Source organism: Tenacibaculum bernardetii, assembly GCF_029125915.1.
Taxonomy (GTDB): Bacteria; Bacteroidota; Bacteroidia; order Flavobacteriales; family Flavobacteriaceae; genus Polaribacter; species Polaribacter bernardetii.
Map to the genome: position 1 here is coordinate 12,118 of NZ_JAQJCU010000017.1, position 18,815 is coordinate 30,932.

Sequence of the window (18,815 nt, forward strand, 5' to 3'; positions counted from 1 at the left end):
ACGGTTTGTATCTTCACTATTTTTTATATATATTAGAGTTATTTATTTTATGAAAAAACTTATTACTCTTTCTCTTCTTTTATTATTGAATAATGCTTTTTGTCAATTAAAAAAAGACACGATGTTTGTTAATGTCTTTGGTCAAAAACATGGTTTATTACAGTTAAACATAAAAGGCTTAAGTCAAGATAACAGAGGCTATGTTTGGGCAGGAACAGAAGATGGACTTCATCGATTTAATGCCTATGAATTTGATAACTTTGTTCATAACCCTAAAGATTCTTTAAGTATAAAAGATGATCACATTAGAGATTTAAGTGCTATAAATGACACTTTATTCATAGCTACAAATACAAACGGAATTATTGGTTATGAATTTTATTCTAATCGATTTTTTGATATTTACAATTCTGCAGAAAATAAAGAAACTCAATTTGGATATCGGGTTGTTAAATTATCCAATGAAAAAATAATTTTTTCTACAAAAAATCATATCATTTTATATAATCAAAAAAACAAGCAATCAAATGTTATACGCTTACCTAAATCTCAAAAAGAAAATATCGCGTTAGATTTTTTTAAAACAGATGAGGATAATATTTTAATTGCCACCAGTAACTCAGGAGTTTTAAATTTAAATATAAAATCGTTAAAATTAACATCTGTATATAGTGCTATTAACAATACTTCAGCCATATATAAAAGCAACGGAGAAATAATTATAGGAACTCCTTTAGGTTTAAAAATATTAGACTCTGATAAAAAATTAAAAAAAACAAGCATAAAGTCTTTTGTGCAATGCTTCTATAAAATAGAAGAAAGTTTATATGTTGCTACAAAAAAAGGAGTTTATAAATACAACTTATATACTGCAAAAATTACTCCTATTGTTTTTAAGAATAATAATGATAAAATAATACACCCTGTAAATATCATTAAAATAACCTGCGATAAAAAAGGTAATATTTGGTTTGGTAGTGAAGGAGAAGGCTTATTTCATTATAGTAAATACCAAAAAAAATTTAAAACAACCAATATAAAACTAAAAGAGTTTCCTAATATAGGGAAAATAAGTTCTTTTAATTTTCTAAAAAATCAAGATTCTTTATTATGGATTGCTAGCGGACAAGGTATTATTAAATATAATAATAAAACAAAAACTTTTAAATTATATAATAAAACTAAAGGAACCTTAATTTACACAATTAAAGAAGACTATAAAAAAAATATTTGGGCTGGAGGTTTTGGCGCAGGATTATTAAAATACAATCAAAAAGAAGATGATTTCAAGCAATTTTTACCTAATGCAAAAAAAAACAATGGCATTACAGATGATGAAATCATTGAAATAATACCCATCAATGAAAATACTTTATGGATAGCAACCTGGACCGCTGGTATTTTTGAATTTGATATTAATTCTGAAAAATTTAAACCTATTTTAATAAACAACAAGCAATTAAATAGGGCACGTATTTCATTGGTTGATACTAAAAAAAATATATGGTTGGGATCTGACGAAGGGCTATATAAAATATCTAAAAACAACACAAAACTTTATAATTTTGAACTTCATGAAACCAAAAGAATATCAAATAATCGAATTTTTGCAATAAAAGAAGATCGTAAAGGTAACTACTGGATAGGTACCGCATCTGGATTAACCAAAATAGATAAAAATGAGAATACCACGCTTTATCACAAACAACAAGGCTTACCTAATGATTTTATTTACAGCATTAATATAGACAAAAAAGACAACATTTGGGTAAGCACCAACTATGGTATTGCTGTTTTAGATGTTACAAAAAACACCTTTAAAAACTATACTGATAAAGATGGCTTACAAAATGTTGAATTTAACGGTAAAGCAGGATATCAAGATGCTAAAGGGATTTTTTATTTTGGAGGCATCAACGGTATTAACATTTTTAACCCTGCAACGATAAACGAAAACCCAAATCATCCCAAAGTTTACATAGAATCTATTGAATTATTTAACAAACCTCTGAAAAAAAATAAAGCTTTAAAAAACGAATTAGAATTTAAAAGTTCTGAAAATGTGTTAACCTTTAACTATACAGCACTAAATTACCTTAACCCTGAAAAAGTTTTATATCAATATAAAATGGAAGGTTTTGATAATAATTGGAGGCCAGTAACTAAAGACAGAACCACTACTTACACAAACTTAAATCCTGGTGAGTACATATTTAAAGTTAAAGCTACGAATGATGTTGGTGTTTGGAACAAATCACCAATATCATTAAAAATTAAAATAACACCACCTTGGTATGCGCAATTATGGTTTAAAATATTGATTATTTTAAGTGTTTTACTTGCTAGTATTTTATTTTACTTTTATAAAATAAACAAGTTAAAAAAAGACAAAATTAAACTTGAAAAAACTGTTTATGAAAGAACCCATGAGTTAATTGAAAAAAATGAAACCTTAAAAAAGACGTACGCATTAACAAAAAAACAAAAAGAAAACATTTCATTTTTAATGAAAGAAATGAACCATCGTGTACGAAATAACTTACAAATTATTTCTAGCTTACTAAACATTCAAGCCAACACTATAAAAAACTCAGAGACTAAAGATATTTTAATAATAGCAAAAAATAGAATTTTATCGATAGCGCATATTCAAATGTTGTTAAATATAAACTCTGAAAATGTAGAATTAGGTAAATTTATCATCGAAATATCAAACAAAATAATTCATACCTTATCTAATGAAAACAATCCTTTATTTAAACAGGTCTATAATGTTGATGTTATCAACGGATATTCAAATAAAAACCTATCTTTAATTGGTTTAATTCTTAACGAATTAATAACGAACACTCATAAATATGCTTTTAAAGAGAAAAACGAAAAAAACACCCTAAATATCAGTTGTAAAAAAAATAAAACCCATATTGAAATTAAAATCACTGATAACGGTATTGGCTACTCAACTAAAAAGAATAAAAACTCTTCTTTAGGGTTAGAGCTCGTTGCCGAAATGACCTTACAATTAAATGCAAAATTAATTACTGATAATAGTCAAGGTGTTAGTAATAAAATTTTAATACCTCTATAATTTTCTCTATATTTAAAAAAAACTACCTATGAAAAAAATTTTACTTATAGAAGATGAATTTATTATAGCCAAAGACCTACAAATTTTACTCGAAAAAGAAACTGAATATATTGTTAGTGTTGCCAGAAACTATAGCCAAGCAGTTGATACATTTCAAAAAGAAAGTATCGATATTATTATATGCGACATAAATTTAAATGACCATAAAGATGGTATTCACTTTATAAAAAATACAGTTCCAAAAAACAGTATTCCTGTAATATACTTAACTGCATATAGTCAACCAAATATTATTGAAAGAGCAAAAAACACTACGCCTTTTTCTTATTTGTTAAAACCTTTTAATGAAAACCAATTAAAGGTAACTATTGAGTTAGCTTTGTTAAATTATAAAAAAGTAAAATTAAATATAAAAGAAGATACTGTAAACACCGAAAAAACAAACTCCCTAACTAAAAGAGAAAGGGAGGTTTTAATTGTTTTAGCTTCTGGAAAAACAAGTAAAGAAACTGGAATTCTTTTAAACATTTCTAGTTTAACAGTAGAGAAACATAAAAAAAATATAAAAGAAAAACTAAACCTAAATACAATAGGCGAACTTATTCATTTTACAATGTCAAGTAACCTGTATGTAGTAAGCTAGCTGTAATTTTTACACCTACTTTAAAATCTGTTTAGCGTGTTCTTTTGTTTTTACTTTACTTATTATATCTTCAATAATTCCGTTTTCATCAATTACAAAAGTCGTTCTGTGAATTCCATCATATTCTTTTCCCATAAACTTTTTTGGACCCCAAATACCAAAAGCATTGATTACTTCTTTAGTTTCGTCTGCCAATAATGGAAAAGGCAACTCATGTTTGTTTATCCAGTTTTGTTGTCGTTTAGCAGAATCTGCACTTGCTCCTAAAACTTCGTAACCTTTTGCTAAAAAAGCCTGATAATTATCTCTCAAATCACACGCTTCATTTGTACAACCTGGTGTACTTGCTTTAGGATAAAAAAATAAAACTAACTTTTTACCTTTGTAATCTGTAAGTTTTACTGTATTTCCTTTTTCATCAACAGATTCGAAATTTGGTGCTTTATCTCCTATTTTTAATGTTGTCATAATTTGTATTTTTGTCGATATAAAGATAAAGAAAATGACCAAGGCAAACAAAGTTCAATTTGTGATAGATACATTAGAGAAATTGTATCCAGAAATACCAGTTCCTTTAGATCATAAAGATCCATACACCTTACTTATTGCCGTTTTATTGTCTGCGCAATGCACTGATGTTCGTGTAAATAAAATTACACCTCTTTTATTCGCTAAAGCGGATAATCCTTACGATATGGTAAAAATGACTGTAGAAGAAATTAAAGAAATCATTAGGCCTTGCGGATTGTCACCTATGAAATCTAAGGGAATTTATGGTTTATCTAAAATATTAATCGAAAAACATAACGGAGAAGTTCCTGAGAGTTTTGAGTTTTTAGAAGAATTACCTGCTGTAGGCCATAAAACTGCTGGAGTAGTAATGAGTCAAGCTTTCGGTGTTCCTGCTTTTCCAATAGATACTCATATTCATAGATTATTGTATCGTTGGAATTTAACGAACGGTAAAAATGTAGCTCAAACAGAAAAAGATGCAAAACGTTTATTTCCTAAAGAAATTTGGAATGATCTTCACTTGCAAATAATCTGGTACGGACGTGAATATTCTCCTGCTCGTGGTTGGGATTTAGAAAATGATATTATTACAAAAACAATAGGGAGAAAAACTGTTTTAGATGAATATTATAAAAAACGCGCATAAAAAAGCTTCAACTAGTGTTGAAGCTTTTCCTCTCTTAATTCAAATTCAATTCAATGAGATAGTTTGATTTGGTTTTAACTACTTGTAAAGATTTAGAAAAATTAATCAAAAATTGAATTGTTTCTTGTTTAGGTTTCATAATGAAATCCGAAGATCTCTGTGAGTAAGTTTGCATCATATATTCCCTTTATATATTTTGTTATCAAGTATTTAACGACGAATTTTTACTAATATTGTCTAATTTACTAAAATTATTTTATTTTTCTCTATTATTTTCCTTAAATTAATTAATGCATATCTCATTCTCCCTAAAGCCGTATTAATGCTCACGCCTGTATTCTCAGAAATCTCATTAAAACTCATATCGTTATAAATACGCATTTTTAAAACTTCTTTTTGCTCTTCTGGCAATTCTTCTACTAAATCTCTAACGTCAGATAAAATTTGTTCTTTTATAATTTTATTTTCAGCATTTAAAGCACCATCAGTTAGTACCGAAAAAATATCAAAATCTTCTGTATTATTAAAAGTAGGCATTCTATTATTTTTTCTGAAAAAATCGATAATTAAATTATGAGAAATTCTCATAACCCAAGGCAAAAACTTACCTTCTTCGTTATAACGTCCTTTTTTAAGTGTTTTTATCACCTTAATAAAAGTGTCTTGAAAAATATCTTCTGTAGTATCTCTATTCTGTACTTTGCTATATATAAAGCTATATAATCTTTGCTGGTGGCGTTTAATTAGCAATTCTATTGCTAACTCTTTTCCATTAATGTAGTCTCTTACTAAAGCGCTATCGCTTACAACATCTTTATGCATCATAATTACTTTTTTAAGAACGTCGTTAGACATTCTTTCGTTAAGGGTATATCTTTAAAAAGTAATTATTTAGCTATAGGCTTTTTATTTATTGATTAGTAACTAGTTACAAATATTGTTATTTTTATTAACAAATACAAGTATTAAATTAATTTTATAGTTATTTAAAAAAAAAAGAACAAATTATCTTCTTCATTCATTTACAAAAATGGTATTTTTATACATTATTTTTTTATAGATGAAAACAGATATTTCTACCGTTAATCCTAAGGAAAACATTATTATAAAAGGGGCAAAACTGCACAATTTAAAAAATATTGATGTTGTTATTCCTCGAAATAAATTAGTTGTAATAACAGGCCTTTCTGGTTCTGGAAAATCTTCTTTAGCTTTTGATACTTTGTATGCCGAAGGACAGCGTCGTTATGTAGAAAGTTTATCTTCATACGCACGTCAGTTTTTAGGAAAATTACACAAACCTAAAGTAGATTATATAAAAGGGATTGCTCCGGCAATTGCAATCGAACAAAAGGTAAACTCAACAAATCCAAGATCAACCGTAGGTACTTCAACAGAAATCTACGATTATATAAAACTATTATACGCGCGTATTGGTAAAACTATTTCGCCAATATCTGGTAATGAAGTAAAAAAGCATACCGTTTCTGATGTGCTTACTTTCGTTAAAAATTTCGAAGAGCGCACTAAACTTTTATTACTTGCGCCAATTACCATTAATGAAAACAGAGATTTAAAAACTGTTTTACAAGTATTAACGCAACAAGGTTACGCACGATTAAAATATAATGATACTGTTTTAAGAATTGATGATTTTCCTATTGAAGATTATAATGATGAAGCATTATTTTTAGTGGTTGATCGAATTGTTTTAAAACACGAAGAAGATTTTTACAATCGTTTAGGAGATGCTATTCAAACTGCTTTTTTTGAAGGAAAGGGGTTCTGCTTAATAGAAAACCTAAATACGAACGTTGTTACTGAATTTAGTAATAAATTTGAGTTAGACGGTATTACTTTTTTAGAACCGAACACTCATTTATTTAGTTTTAACAACCCATACGGAGCCTGCCCTACTTGTGAAGGTTACGGAAGCGTAATTGGTATTGACGAAGATTTAGTGATTCCGAATACAGGATTATCAATCTTTGAAGATGCTATTTTTCCTTTTAAAACTGATGCTTACAGAATATACAAAGAAGAACTAATTCTTAACGCCGAAACATTTGATATTCCTATTCATAAACCTTGGTTTGAAATTTCTGAAGCACAAAAAGAGCTTATTTGGAACGGGACAAATAAGTTTGAAGGAATACATGATTTATTTAAAAAACTAGAAGAAAAAAGCTATAAAATTCAAAACAGAGTAATGCTTTCTCGCTATCGCGGAAAAACAACCTGTACCGATTGTAACGGTAAAAGATTACGTAAAGAAGCCAACTACGTAAAAGTACACGATAAAATAATTTCTGATTTAGTTACACTTCCTTTAGATGAATTGGCTGTTTTTTTTAAGAACATAAACTTAAATGAAAACGATAAAAACATTGCAAAAAGATTGCTTACCGAAATTAACAATCGTTTGCTTTTTTTAACTGATGTTGGTTTAAAATACTTAACCTTAAATCGCACCTCTAACACGCTTTCTGGTGGTGAAAGTCAACGTATAAATTTAGCCACTTCTTTAGGTAGTTCGCTCGTAGGATCTATGTATATTTTAGATGAACCAAGTATTGGTTTGCATCCAAAAGATACAGAAAGACTAATTGAGGTTCTTAAAGATTTACGTGATTTAGGGAATACCGTTATTGTGGTTGAACATGATGAAGATATTATGAAAGAAGCTGATTATATTATTGATATCGGCCCTGAAGCAGGTACTTATGGCGGACACGTAGTTGCCGAAGGTACTTTTGATGCTATTATGAAATCAGATTCGTTAACGGCTAAATATTTATCCGAAGAATTAAAAATTGATATTCCAACTTCTCGCAGAACATCAAAAAACACCATTAATATTATTGGTGCACGAGAAAACAACTTAAAAAATGTAGATGTTTCTTTTCCTTTAAACAACTTAACGGTAATTACAGGAGTTTCAGGTAGTGGAAAAAGTACGTTGGTTAAGAAAATTTTATATCCTGCAATGCAGAAAAAGCTAAACGGATATGGAGATAAAGTTGGCCAATACACCAACATAACAGGAAGTTTTGATACTTTAAAACATATTGAATTTATCGATCAAAATCCGATTGGGCGTTCTTCAAGATCAAACCCTGTTACTTATATTAAAGCTTACGATGACATTCGTAAATTGTTATCAGATCAAAAACTATCTAACATAAGAAATTACCAACCTAAACATTTTTCTTTTAATGTAGAAGGTGGTCGTTGCGAGGTTTGTAAAGGTGAAGGTGAAGTTACGATTGAAATGCAATTTATGGCCGACGTGCATTTGCAGTGCGATACCTGTAACGGAAAACGCTTTAAAAAAGAAGTGTTAGAAGTTACTTTTGGAGGGAAATCTATCGATGACATTTTAAATTCAACTATTGATGATGCTGTTGCTTTTTTCTCGGAACACGAACAACCTAAAATTGCTAAAAAATTAAAACCTTTGCAAGATGTTGGTTTAGGGTATGTGCAATTAGGGCAATCGTCTTCAACCTTATCTGGTGGAGAAGCGCAACGTATAAAATTAGCCTCGTTTTTAATAAAAGGAAATACTAAGGACAAAGCTTTATTTATTTTTGATGAACCTACAACTGGATTGCATTTTCATGACATTAAAAAACTATTAGCATCGTTTAATGCTTTAATCGAAAAAGGACATTCGATAATTGTTATTGAACATAATATCGAGTTAATTAAATGTGCCGATTATATTATCGATCTTGGTTTAGAAGGTGGTAAAAATGGCGGGAATTTAATTTTTACTGGAACGCCTGAAGAGTTAGTTAAAAATAAAGCATCTTATACCGCTAAGTATTTACAAGAGAAACTAATTTAATATAAGTTCGATATAAGAAAAAGTGTCAGTTCGAGTGAAATTATGCAAGAATTTAATTATAGAAAACAACATTTTTTGTTTTTTAAACTATACTTCTTGATACAATTTTCAATAGAAAATTACTCGAAGTGACAATTTAAAATCAAAATTTTTATATCGAACAGATATTAAACGAATAAAAAAGCTGCTTGGTGACTAACCAAAACAGCTTTTCATTAACAAAAACTAACAAAATAATTAACAATTACTGAAGATTTTTATCTCCAGTATTAACGTTATACACATAATTAAACGTGTAATATTGTGCGCCTGAATTTACAGGGTCTGCAGAATTTGAGCTATCCATATCTTTATAATAACTTATAATTTCCATTTTAGCATAATGTCCGTCATTTGTTTTTACGACTATAATTTTTCCGGCTACAGGGTCTATGCTACGATCTTCTCTATCATAAGAATACCATGTGGTTTTTGGTAGTGCTAATGCTTCAATAGCATCTTGTTTAAAGGTATTCTCTAAAGGTGCAGTTTTAACATCTGAAAATACACCTTCTACTAATGCTAAAGCTGCTTCTTTTTTTCTTTCAGGTTCATTTGTAATTCCTGTAGAAACACCTCCGTTAACCAAAATGGTAGTTCCTCTAAAAGCAATATCCCAATTATCACCTGTTGTTACTGCACCCGTACTAAAACTGAATTTAACAAACTCTCCTGAAACTACCGCTGGATGTACAGATCGATCCGTTGTTTCTTTTGCGTGTAAATTAACTACTTGTTTAGCAACCACCTCATCAGGTAATGTATCATTATTCTCACTACATGAAACAGCTACAAAACTTAACATTACTACTATTAAAACTGATTTTAAAATTCTCATTTTTTATTGATTTATATATTAAAAATTAAATTGGACTCTACCATAATAAGTGCTTCCTAAGCGCAAAACACTATCGTTATTTTTAAAGGTGCTTTTATTTTCTGTTCCTTTTTCATCGAAAATATTATTAACACCAAGTTGAACATTCATCAAATTGAAAAATGTTTTTGAGGCTGCTATATTAACCTGTGTATTGCCTACAACAAAATCATCATACTCATCAATAATTCCTTGACTGTTATTCGTATCAAACAAGGCATGTTTACTTCTGTACACTGCTCTTATATTTGCTGAAAAATCATGCTGATAATTTTCATAAAAAACTTTAAAGTTTGCCATGTGCTTTGATCGATTTGGCAACCCATAATAATTTGAAATTGTCATTTTTTCCGATGAAGACAACGGTGTTCTTCTGTAAAAAACCTTACCTGACTTTATTAAATCTTCTTGCGATTTATCGCCCGTATCCAAAAATTGATACCCTCCTAAAATGTTAAAATTTGAGGATAGTTTATAATTCGCCTCTAGCTCTACTCCTTGTGTGTATACTTTGTTTGTATTTCTGTATGAAAATGTACGTGTTCCGGCGGGCAAACCTAATATTGACGCATTTAATTGAGTGTCATACGTATCAATCAAGTCTTTAATATCATTTCTAAATAAATTAATATTTAGTTTTAAGCTTGGTAATGGTTTTAATTCAAATCCGAAGTTATAACCAACAGAACTTTCTGGTTTTAATTCTTTATCAATTGATTGTATTTCTGGTAGATTACCATACAAATCATGTAACGATTGGGTTCCTAAAACCACGTATCCGCTTGCTGAATTTCTAAAATTAAAATATAGTTGCCTAAAATCAGGTGCTTTAAATCCGTAACCTACCGATACTTTTGCCGTGAGCCAACTATTAATTTTATAGCTTGATGATATTTTGGGTGTAAATGCTGATTTGTATTGATTACTATTTTCAAATCGAGCGCCTATAATTACATTTAAATTATGGGTTGGATTAAAATCAAACTGTCCAAACACATAAGGTGTATCGTATTTTTTAATACCATTGAACTCGGTTCTTTCTAAAGCGTCAAAATTAGCTCCTATTCCTAAAATTAAAGTTCCGTAATTAAACTTATTTGTCGATTTAATTTCTGGTCGTAGCAAAGTTTGTTTATACAATGTTTCATCATTATTAAATACACTTTCTGCCTTATACTTTGTGGTATAAAAATTATAATCTAACTGCCATTTGTCGGTTATTTTATGATTAATTGTAGTATTAACATTCCAATCGGTTTGTTTACTTTTATGCTGATTTTGTTGATAAAATCGATTCGCTACACTAACTTTTAATTGATTAGAAAAATCGTAACTTAACTTTAAATGTCCAGTAAAATTTTGGTGTGCTTCTGTTGTTTTTGGAGTAGTTTCAGGTGATAAATCAAAACCATTACTCGAGTTTAAATTTATTCCCGAAACCAACCCAAAACCCTTCCTTTTCACATAAACGTTTGTATTAATATCTAACTCATTTGCAGCACCGCCTTTTACATAATAACTAACAGTTCCTTTTAATTTTTCATTTTTTGGTTGCTCGGTAATTATATTTATTACACCACCAATAGCTTCAGAACCGTATAAAGATGAAGAAGGTCCTTTAACTATTTCAATTTGTTTTATGTTATTAACCGTTAATCTATTTAAATCAATGTTTCCAGAAGTTCTTCCTACAACCGGAACACCGTCAATTAAAATTAAAGTATAATCTGCCGCAACACCTTGTAATTGGACTCCTTCTGAGCCTCAAAAGTCAGAAACTAAAGCGATTCCTGTTTGTTCTAACAAAATATCTTTTAAACGTATTGCTCCCGATTTCACAAGCTGTTCTTTAGGTATTAGCGTAACAGGCATTGGTATTGATGATAACTGTCGTTTAGTTCTTGTTGCTGTAACAATCACCTCTTCTAACTCATTTATTTCTAGAGTCTCGTTATTTTTAACTGTTTTTTCTTGCGAAAAAACAGTTAAACTTATAAAAGTAAAAAAACCTATCACCTTTCTATTTAGAAACATTCTTAATAATTTTCGACAAATATATTATTTATTTTAAATCAATCTAAATAAAATTTATATTTTTGTCAAAAATTTAATTCAACTAAAAATAAATTATAAAATGAAAAAAGTATTATTAGGAAGCATGTTATTATTAACTGCTTTAACAATAAATGCTCAAAGTAAAAAGACAAAAGACAAAGCAGCTATAAAAAAAATGTGTGGCTGTTTTGAAGTGACTTTTAATTTTGCGGAAACTTTTAATAACAGTAAAGATTCTTTATATAAGCCATCAAAAACAAAAATTGCAAAAGGTTTAGAATGGGCACAATTAATTGAAGATGGTAAAAACAATATTTCAATTCAGCATTTACTTCAAGTTGGTAATCCTGCAAAACCACATATTGTAAAACATTGGAGACAAGATTGGGCATATCAAAATCAAGATTTTTATATGTATAACGGAGATAACAATTGGTTATATGAAAACAAATCAAAAGCTGATGTGAAAAAACAATGGACACAAAAAGTATATCAAGTAGATGATAGTCCTCGTTACGAAGGCTCAGGAACGTGGGTACATGTAGATGGAAAAAGTTACTGGGAAAATACTACTGATGCGCCTTTACCTCGTAGAGAATACACTAAAAGAAGTGACTATAATGTAACCGAAAGAGGAAACCGCCATGAAATTACTAACTACGGATGGATACACGATCAAGACAACAAGAAAATAATTAGAAAAGCAGGCACTAAAGATATTGTATTAGCACATGAAAAAGGCTACAACACTTATGTTAAAGTTGCTGATAATAGATGTAAAGCATCGCAAGATTGGTGGAAAAAAAACACCAACAAATGGCAATTAGTTAGAAATAAATGGGATGAAGTTTATGGAAGAAACACCAATCTTTCTCTAGAGAAAAAAGTACAGAACAAACCATTATACAAACACTTATTTTCAGACCAAATAACCGAGCAACAACAAATAGATAAAACGATTGAATCTTTCGTTAAAAAATAAATAAAACACATGAAAAATTTACAATTTACATTTTTACTTGTTTTCATTACAAGTATGCTACAAGCACAAACAAAAAACGTTTTTTTTGATCGTGCTTTCTGGAAAACAAAACCAACTGTTGCTATTATTGATCAAAAAATAAAAGAAAACAACAACCCTAGCGCATTAACATCTAATGGATTTGATGCTGTTACCAATGCCATTTTAGCTGAAGCACCAAATACTACTATAAAACACCTGCTTAAACAAAAAGATAATGATGTAAATAAGCTAACACATGATAAAAGAACCTACGTGTTTTGGGCCGCTTATAAAGGAAATTTAGAATTAGTTAAACATCTTATTGATAATAAAGCTCGACTAGATTTAAAAGATTCTCATAATTTTTCACCGTTAACTTTTGCTGCGGCAGCAGGACAAACCAACACAAAAATATACGATGTACTTATTAAAAACGGTATCGATATTAAAAATGATGTAAACGAAAATGGTGCTAATGCGTTGTTACTAGTAATTCCTAATTTAAAAGATTTCGCCTTGGTTGATTATTTTACTGCAAAAGGATTGTCTCTTAATAGTTTAGATAATGATGGTAACGGAGCGTTTAATTATGCTGCTAAAAATGGTAATAAAAAAATAGCTCAATTATTATTAAAAAAAGAAATCCCATATAAAAACCTAAATAAAAATGGTGGAAATGCATTTTTGTTAGCTTCAAGAGGTTCTAGAAGTGGTTACAATTCTTTAGCTTTTTTTAAATATTTAGAAAACTTAGGCATCAACCCTAACATAACTAATAACGAAGGTAAAAACCCTATTCATAATTTAGCTTATGGAAATAAAGACATCGCAACTTTTAATTATTTTATATCAAAAGGAATAGCTATTAATAAAGCTGATGTTAATGGAAATACTCCTTTAATAAATGCAGCTAGAAGGAACTCTTTAGAGGTCATTAAGTTATTAGCTTCAAAAACTAAAAACATTAATCATTCTAATAAAGAAGGAAAATCTGCCCTTACAAATAGCTTAAGCAACAGTTTAGAGGTTGTTAAATTTTTATTAGAAAAAGGAGCCAAAACTACTATTGATGACGCCAAAGGTAATAACCTTAACTATTACTTATTTAAAACTTTCAATGCTAAAAAAACAGCAGAATTTCAACAAAAATTACGTCTTTTAAAAGCTAAAGGTTTAAATGTTGAAGAGATACAAAAAGACGGAAATACTTTATTTCATCTAGCTGTTAAAAAACAAAGTATTGCTATGCTAAACTTTATAGCTGATTATAAAATTGATATCAATGCTAAAAACAAAAAAGGATTATCAGCATTACAGGAAGCTGTTTTAATTGCTAAAAATCATAAAATCATAAAACATTTACTTAGCAAAGGAGCAGATAAAAATGTAAAAACAGATTTTGATGAAACTTTATATGATTTAGCTAAAGAAAATGAAAATCTAAAAAATACCGATATCAGTTTTTTAAAATAAACTCAAGTAATTAAACATAAATAACATGAAAAAAACACTTATAATTTTATTCTTGGCTTTCGGAGCGATGGCTTTTACTACTTATAATGATGCTACTTATAAATGTATGATTCAATTAAAAAATTATACAGGCGAAGGTGCTTATATTACAGTTTCTTTATTAAACCCAGATGGCGAATATGAAAAAACGCTATATGTACAAGGTGATGATGAAGATTGGTATTCTGATATAACAGAATGGTGGAAGTTTCAAGGTACAAAAAGAGCTGATATAGATGCGATAACAGGAGCTACAGTTAGTGGAGGTAATAGAACTATTAGTATTCTTAAAATTCCGGAAAGTAAATTAAATAAAGGTTATAAAATTAGATTTGAATCTGCCGTTGAGGATCAAGAATACTATAAAGATGATGTTGAATTCGAACTTACTACAGAAAACGTAAAAACCAAGGTTGAAGGAAAAGGGTTTATACGTTACATCCGCATGATTCCGCAATAATTAGTAAAATACTATTTAATGAAATTAACTACTTCTGTATGGAGGTATAGCCATTTAACACTGGCTATATCTTCATCTATTTTTATACTTATTGCTGCTGTAACCGGTATAATTTTAAGTTTCGAACCTATTTCGAATCAATTAAAACCTTATGCAATAACTACTGATAACGTTTCCCTTTCTCAAACAATTTCTTCTTTAAAAAAAGAATACAAAGAGGTAATAACTATAGATGTTAATGAACATAATTTTGTTACCGCTGCCGTAATTACCAAAAACGGAAAAAATGAAACGTTTTACATTAATCCTATTACAGGTAAAAAAATAAGTAGTGTTGTTTCTAAATCATCTATTTTTAAATGGACAACCAATTTACATCGTTCATTATTTTTAAAATCTACCGGTCGTTTTTTAGTTGGATTTTTCTCTTTCCTCCTATTGCTAATTACTATTACAGGAAGCATTCTTATCATTAAAAGGCAAGGCGGAATTATACGTTTCTTCACTAAAGTTGTTAAGGAAGGTTTTAATCAATATTATCATGTAATTATTGGTCGATTTACCTTAATTCCTATAGTAATAATTACAGTAACCGCTGTATACTTATCTCTAGAAAAATTTTCTCTTTTACCAGAAAACAACATTAACCATACTTTTGATTTTTCAGAGATTTCTTTGGATAAAAAAATTTCCGCTGAGGAGTTCTCTATCTTTAAAGACATTCAATTAAATGAAGTTAAAAGTATTGAATTTCCTTTTTCTGATGATGCCGAAGATTTTTTTTTCTTAAAATTAAAAACCAAAGAGCTGATTGTTCATCAATATTCTGGTGAAATAATTAGCGATAAAAACTTGTCGTGGGTTTATATTTTATCAGATTGGAGTTTGTTTTTACATACCGGTCGTGGTACTATTATTTGGGCAATAATTTTACTTTTATCCTGTGTTGCAATTTTATTTTTTATCTATTCTGGTTTTGCCATGACGTTAGAAAGAAAACGTAAAAGTTCATTACCTAAGAACAAGTTTAAAAAAGAAAATTCAGAAATTATTATATTAGTTGGCTCAGAAACAGGCAGTACTTTTGGTATTGCATCTTCTTTATACAACGCTTTAATTACCGATAAAAAAACTGTTTTTATAGACCATTTAAACAACTACACATCTTATAATAAAGCTACCCAATTAATTGTTTTAACAGCAACTTATGGCGAAGGGCAACCTCCTTCAAATGCGGGTAACTTTTTAACATTAGCAGAAAAAATTAAACAGCAAAACTCCATAAATTATGCTGTAGTTGGTTTTGGCTCATTAGCATATCCTGAATATTGCAAGTTTGCTATTGAAATTGATAACGTATTTAAAAAGAAAAAGCACTTCTCTCCTACTTTACCTCTTTATAAAATTAACAATCAAAATTTTAATGATTTTAAAACCTGGGGGATACAATGGAGTCAAAAAACAAATATCGACTTAGAACTAAAACAAAAACTAGCTAAACCTAAAAAACAGCAAGCTTTTTCGGTAATAAACACTACTGAATTAAATACAGATGCTTCTTTTTTAATTCGTTTAAGACCTCTTAAAAAAATACGCTTTTCATCAGGTGATTTACTAGCAATCACTCCAAAAAACGATAACGTTAAACGCTTATATTCTGTAGGGAAAATTGACAATGATATTTTATTAAGTATAAAAAAACACGAATTAGGTGTTTGTTCAAATTTACTTTTCAATCTTAAATCAGCAAATACTTTACTTGCTAGAATTGAAAAAAACAAAGCATTTCATTTTTCTAAAAAATCTAAAAGCACCATTTTAATAGCTAACGGAACAGGAATTGCTCCATTTTTAGGAATGTTAAATTCACCTTCTACAACTCATTTATTTTGGGGAGCAAGAACTAAAGAGTCTTTAAAAATGTATGCGCCTTTTTTAACAAATTTAAATGAAGAAAATATTCATATTACTTACTCGCAAGCACAAGATAAAGCGTATGTGCAAGATCTTATTTTAAAAGAGCAAGCCTTAATTGCATCCACATTAAAAAACAACGGAACCATTATGATTTGCGGTTCTATTAGTATGATGAATGGTGTTATAAAAGTTTTAGAAAGAATTTCTTTGCATCAATTAAACACTCCGTTAAGTACTTTTCAAAAAGCAAATCAAATTAAAACTGATTGCTACTAAACATAAAATCTATTTTAAATAAATTTCTATAATTTATTTCTACATCTAATGAATGTCTTATTTATTCTCTTAAGAAAAAGTCATGATAATTTTAATATAATCGCTCTTGTTCTTTTAATAATTCAGGCCTTATTTACGCCATTATAAATAATATTTATAATGCAATAAATTTAAATTTCGTTTAGTTCGGATTGTTCCGAACCAGTATATTATCTTTGCATAAAAATTAACTGTAGAGTGATATTTACTTTCAAAAAACAGTTTTCATAAAATTAAATAATGAAAGAAATCTGCCAAGAAAAAATGCGATTAGTAGAAAAACTAGGCGTGCATTTAGAAAACAGAGAAAAGCTAGCTCCTGTAGCTGCTCGTATTTTAGCTTATATAATTCTTACCGGCAAAAAAGGAACCACTTTTGAGGAAATGGTAACAATTCTTTGTGCTAGTAAAAGTACTATTTCTACTCACCTTAATCACTTACAAGATTTACACAAAATAACATATTTCACTAAAACAGGTGATCGCAAAAAATACTTTATCATAAATAAAAATTCTGTTGTACAACATATAGACAACCTCATCAATGAATGGCAAGAAGTAAAAGAATTGCACTTAGAGATTAAAGGATATAAAAACACGATAAACAATCATAAAATTAAAAAAAAAGATGAAAAATTTGATTTAAATTTTCATAATGATTATATAAAATTTATAGACGGAGCAACTTCTTCTATAGAAGAATTAAGAACAAAATTAATAAACCAAAAATTCGATTTCTAAAACTATCCAAAAATGAAAAATAATAAATTATATACCATATTAACACTAAGTGTATTCTTAGCATTTGTAAGTTGTGGAGGCGACAAGCAAAAAAAATCAACTGCTGCTGCAACACCACTAGCCTTGCCTGTATCTCAACTACAAACTAAAACAGTAACAGGTTACACTGATTACCCAGCAACTATAGAAGGTATAGTAAATAGTGATGTACGAGCAAAAACAGCAGGATATATAGAAAAAGTATATGTAGACGAAGGAGAAAAAGTACGTAAAGGACAAAGTCTTTTTAAATTAGAAACACAATCGTTAAGTCAAGATGCTGGTGCAGCAAAAGCTCGTGTTAATGTAGCGCAAGTAGAAGTTGATAAATTGATTCCACTTGTAGAAAAGAACATTATTAGTCCTGTACAATTAGAAACAGCAAAAGCGAATTTGGCTCAGGCAAAAGCGAACCTAAGTGGAGTTTCTGCAAATATTGGTTATGCAACGATTAAAAGTCCAATAGATGGCTATGTGGGTTCAATTAATTTTAGAGAAGGAGCTTTAATTAGCCCAAGTGATGCACGTCCATTAACTACTGTAAGTGAGATTGATCAGGTATATGCATTCTTTAGTTTTAACGAAGCACAATACATTAACCATTTACAAAATGCTGAAGGGAAAACGAAAGCAGAGCGTATTAATAATTCACCTGACTTAAGTTTGATTTTGGCCAACGGAAAAGAATATTCTGAAAAAGGAAGAATTCAGACTAGTACAGGACAAGTTAATCAAAATACAGGAACGATAAAAATTAGAGCTGCTTTTGATAATCCTAATGAAATTTTAACCAATGGAAACAGCGGTACAATAAAATTTCCTATAGAATATAAAGACGCCATCGTTGTCCCTCAAACTGCAACTTTTGAACAACAAGGAAATATTATGATTTTTAAACTTGGAGCTGAGAACAAAATTGAGACAGCAATTATAAAAGTTCAAGGTACTGTAGATAATCTCTATGTTGTAGAATCTGGCTTAGATACCAATGATAAAATTGTTGTATCTGGAGTTGGTAAATTAAGAAACGGTATGGTGATTTCTCCTCAAGACACTTCTTTTGAAGATGCTATTAAACCTATAGCCACTTTATTTAAATCTAATTAACCTAGAAACA

15 protein-coding genes and 1 pseudogene are annotated in these 18,815 nt (G+C 29.1%); 10 read left to right on the forward strand and 6 right to left on the reverse strand.

The genetic code is table 11. The annotated features are described in order from the left end of the window. Positions 1 to 49 precede the first annotated feature (49 nt). Together P2G10_RS11615 and P2G10_RS11620 are read left to right on the forward strand one after the other, a co-directional pair. Positions 50 to 3,088, forward strand: coding sequence for a ligand-binding sensor domain-containing protein (locus tag P2G10_RS11615; protein WP_275316740.1), 3,039 nt, complete (start codon positions 50 to 52; stop codon positions 3,086 to 3,088). 28 nt (positions 3,089 to 3,116) lie between these two features. Continuing rightward, positions 3,117 to 3,731: a response regulator gene (locus tag P2G10_RS11620; RefSeq protein ID WP_275316742.1), complete on the forward strand. Its 615-nt coding sequence runs from the start codon at positions 3,117 to 3,119 to the stop codon at positions 3,729 to 3,731. Positions 3,732 to 3,746: 15 nt separating this feature from the next. Here P2G10_RS11620 and bcp read toward each other — a convergent pair whose 3' ends face one another. Then, on the reverse strand, positions 3,747 to 4,199 hold the full coding sequence (gene bcp, locus P2G10_RS11625; protein WP_275316743.1) for a thioredoxin-dependent thiol peroxidase: 453 nt from the start codon (positions 4,197 to 4,199) through the stop codon (positions 3,747 to 3,749). A gap of 34 nt (positions 4,200 to 4,233) precedes the next feature. Between bcp and P2G10_RS11630 the strand changes: the two genes are divergently transcribed. After that, complete coding sequence (locus P2G10_RS11630) at positions 4,234 to 4,890, forward strand: endonuclease III domain-containing protein (RefSeq protein ID WP_218773413.1); 657 nt, start codon at positions 4,234 to 4,236, stop codon at positions 4,888 to 4,890. A gap of 237 nt (positions 4,891 to 5,127) precedes the next feature. On the opposite strand, the gene P2G10_RS11635 is transcribed toward P2G10_RS11630, so the two are convergent. Beyond that, positions 5,128 to 5,745: an RNA polymerase sigma factor gene (locus P2G10_RS11635; RefSeq protein WP_420833289.1), complete on the reverse strand. Its 618-nt coding sequence runs from the start codon at positions 5,743 to 5,745 to the stop codon at positions 5,128 to 5,130. A 205-nt stretch (positions 5,746 to 5,950) separates the two neighbouring features. Between P2G10_RS11635 and uvrA the strand changes: the two genes are divergently transcribed. Next, positions 5,951 to 8,740 (forward strand): excinuclease ABC subunit UvrA, encoded by a 2,790-nt coding sequence (gene uvrA / locus P2G10_RS11640; RefSeq protein WP_275316744.1) that lies wholly within the window; start codon positions 5,951 to 5,953, stop codon positions 8,738 to 8,740. 244 nt (positions 8,741 to 8,984) lie between these two features. Here uvrA and P2G10_RS11645 read toward each other — a convergent pair whose 3' ends face one another. The 4 genes and pseudogenes from P2G10_RS11645 to P2G10_RS11660 form a co-directional block, all read right to left on the reverse strand. Further along, a complete protein-coding gene (locus tag P2G10_RS11645; RefSeq protein ID WP_275316745.1) occupies positions 8,985 to 9,617 on the reverse strand; it encodes an HmuY family protein in 633 nt (210 codons plus the stop codon). Between the two features lie 18 nt (positions 9,618 to 9,635). Continuing rightward, the gene (locus tag P2G10_RS11650) at positions 9,636 to 11,120 is read right to left on the reverse strand and encodes a TonB-dependent receptor plug domain-containing protein (protein WP_275316746.1); all 1,485 of its coding nucleotides are present in this window, start codon (positions 11,118 to 11,120) and stop codon (positions 9,636 to 9,638) included. A 120-nt stretch (positions 11,121 to 11,240) separates the two neighbouring features. Beyond that, positions 11,241 to 11,405: pseudogene (locus P2G10_RS11655) on the reverse strand (TonB-dependent receptor plug domain-containing protein); the annotation flags it as partial. Positions 11,406 to 11,420: 15 nt separating this feature from the next. Next, complete coding sequence (locus P2G10_RS11660; protein ID WP_275316748.1) at positions 11,421 to 11,690, reverse strand: hypothetical protein; 270 nt, start codon at positions 11,688 to 11,690, stop codon at positions 11,421 to 11,423. A 100-nt stretch (positions 11,691 to 11,790) separates the two neighbouring features. On the opposite strand from P2G10_RS11660, the gene P2G10_RS11665 reads away from it, so the two are divergent. The 6 genes from P2G10_RS11665 (at position 11,791) to P2G10_RS11690 (ending at position 18,805) form a co-directional block, all read left to right on the forward strand. Then, entirely contained in the window at positions 11,791 to 12,693 is a 903-nt protein-coding gene (locus P2G10_RS11665; protein WP_275316750.1) for a DUF6607 family protein, read from the forward strand. A gap of 9 nt (positions 12,694 to 12,702) precedes the next feature. Beyond that, positions 12,703 to 14,187 (forward strand): ankyrin repeat domain-containing protein, encoded by a 1,485-nt coding sequence (locus tag P2G10_RS11670; RefSeq protein WP_275316752.1) that lies wholly within the window; start codon positions 12,703 to 12,705, stop codon positions 14,185 to 14,187. 25 nt (positions 14,188 to 14,212) lie between these two features. Then, positions 14,213 to 14,686: a DUF2271 domain-containing protein gene (locus P2G10_RS11675; protein WP_275316753.1), complete on the forward strand. Its 474-nt coding sequence runs from the start codon at positions 14,213 to 14,215 to the stop codon at positions 14,684 to 14,686. 18 nt (positions 14,687 to 14,704) lie between these two features. Beyond that, entirely contained in the window at positions 14,705 to 16,879 is a 2,175-nt protein-coding gene (locus P2G10_RS11680) for a PepSY domain-containing protein (RefSeq protein WP_275316755.1), read from the forward strand. 279 nt (positions 16,880 to 17,158) lie between these two features. After that, positions 17,159 to 17,659 (forward strand): GbsR/MarR family transcriptional regulator, encoded by a 501-nt coding sequence (locus P2G10_RS11685; RefSeq protein ID WP_420833290.1) that lies wholly within the window; start codon positions 17,159 to 17,161, stop codon positions 17,657 to 17,659. Between the two features lie 12 nt (positions 17,660 to 17,671). Continuing rightward, on the forward strand, positions 17,672 to 18,805 hold the full coding sequence (locus tag P2G10_RS11690) for an efflux RND transporter periplasmic adaptor subunit (protein WP_275316756.1): 1,134 nt from the start codon (positions 17,672 to 17,674) through the stop codon (positions 18,803 to 18,805). Positions 18,806 to 18,815: the final 10 nt, after the last annotated feature.

Bases quoted from the DNA above. Each gene is read 5' to 3' on its own strand.
- P2G10_RS11615 (WP_275316740.1), top strand. From the start codon at position 50: ATGAAAAAACTTATTACTCTTTCTCTTCTTTTATTATTGAATAATGCT.
- bcp (WP_275316743.1), bottom strand. From the start codon at position 4,199: ATGACAACATTAAAAATAGGAGATAAAGCACCAAATTTCGAATCTGTT.
- P2G10_RS11630 (WP_218773413.1), top strand. From the start codon at position 4,234: ATGACCAAGGCAAACAAAGTTCAATTTGTGATAGATACATTAGAGAAA.
- uvrA (WP_275316744.1), top strand. From the start codon at position 5,951: ATGAAAACAGATATTTCTACCGTTAATCCTAAGGAAAACATTATTATA.
- P2G10_RS11620 (WP_275316742.1), top strand. From the start codon at position 3,117: ATGAAAAAAATTTTACTTATAGAAGATGAATTTATTATAGCCAAAGAC.
- P2G10_RS11685 (WP_420833290.1), top strand. From the start codon at position 17,159: ATGAAAGAAATCTGCCAAGAAAAAATGCGATTAGTAGAAAAACTAGGC.
- P2G10_RS11665 (WP_275316750.1), top strand. From the start codon at position 11,791: ATGAAAAAAGTATTATTAGGAAGCATGTTATTATTAACTGCTTTAACA.
- P2G10_RS11690 (WP_275316756.1), top strand. From the start codon at position 17,672: ATGAAAAATAATAAATTATATACCATATTAACACTAAGTGTATTCTTA.
- P2G10_RS11660 (WP_275316748.1), bottom strand. From the start codon at position 11,690: ATGTTTCTAAATAGAAAGGTGATAGGTTTTTTTACTTTTATAAGTTTA.
- P2G10_RS11675 (WP_275316753.1), top strand. From the start codon at position 14,213: ATGAAAAAAACACTTATAATTTTATTCTTGGCTTTCGGAGCGATGGCT.
- P2G10_RS11680 (WP_275316755.1), top strand. From the start codon at position 14,705: ATGAAATTAACTACTTCTGTATGGAGGTATAGCCATTTAACACTGGCT.
- P2G10_RS11645 (WP_275316745.1), bottom strand. From the start codon at position 9,617: ATGAGAATTTTAAAATCAGTTTTAATAGTAGTAATGTTAAGTTTTGTA.
- P2G10_RS11635 (WP_420833289.1), bottom strand. From the start codon at position 5,745: ATGTCTAACGACGTTCTTAAAAAAGTAATTATGATGCATAAAGATGTT.
- P2G10_RS11670 (WP_275316752.1), top strand. From the start codon at position 12,703: ATGAAAAATTTACAATTTACATTTTTACTTGTTTTCATTACAAGTATG.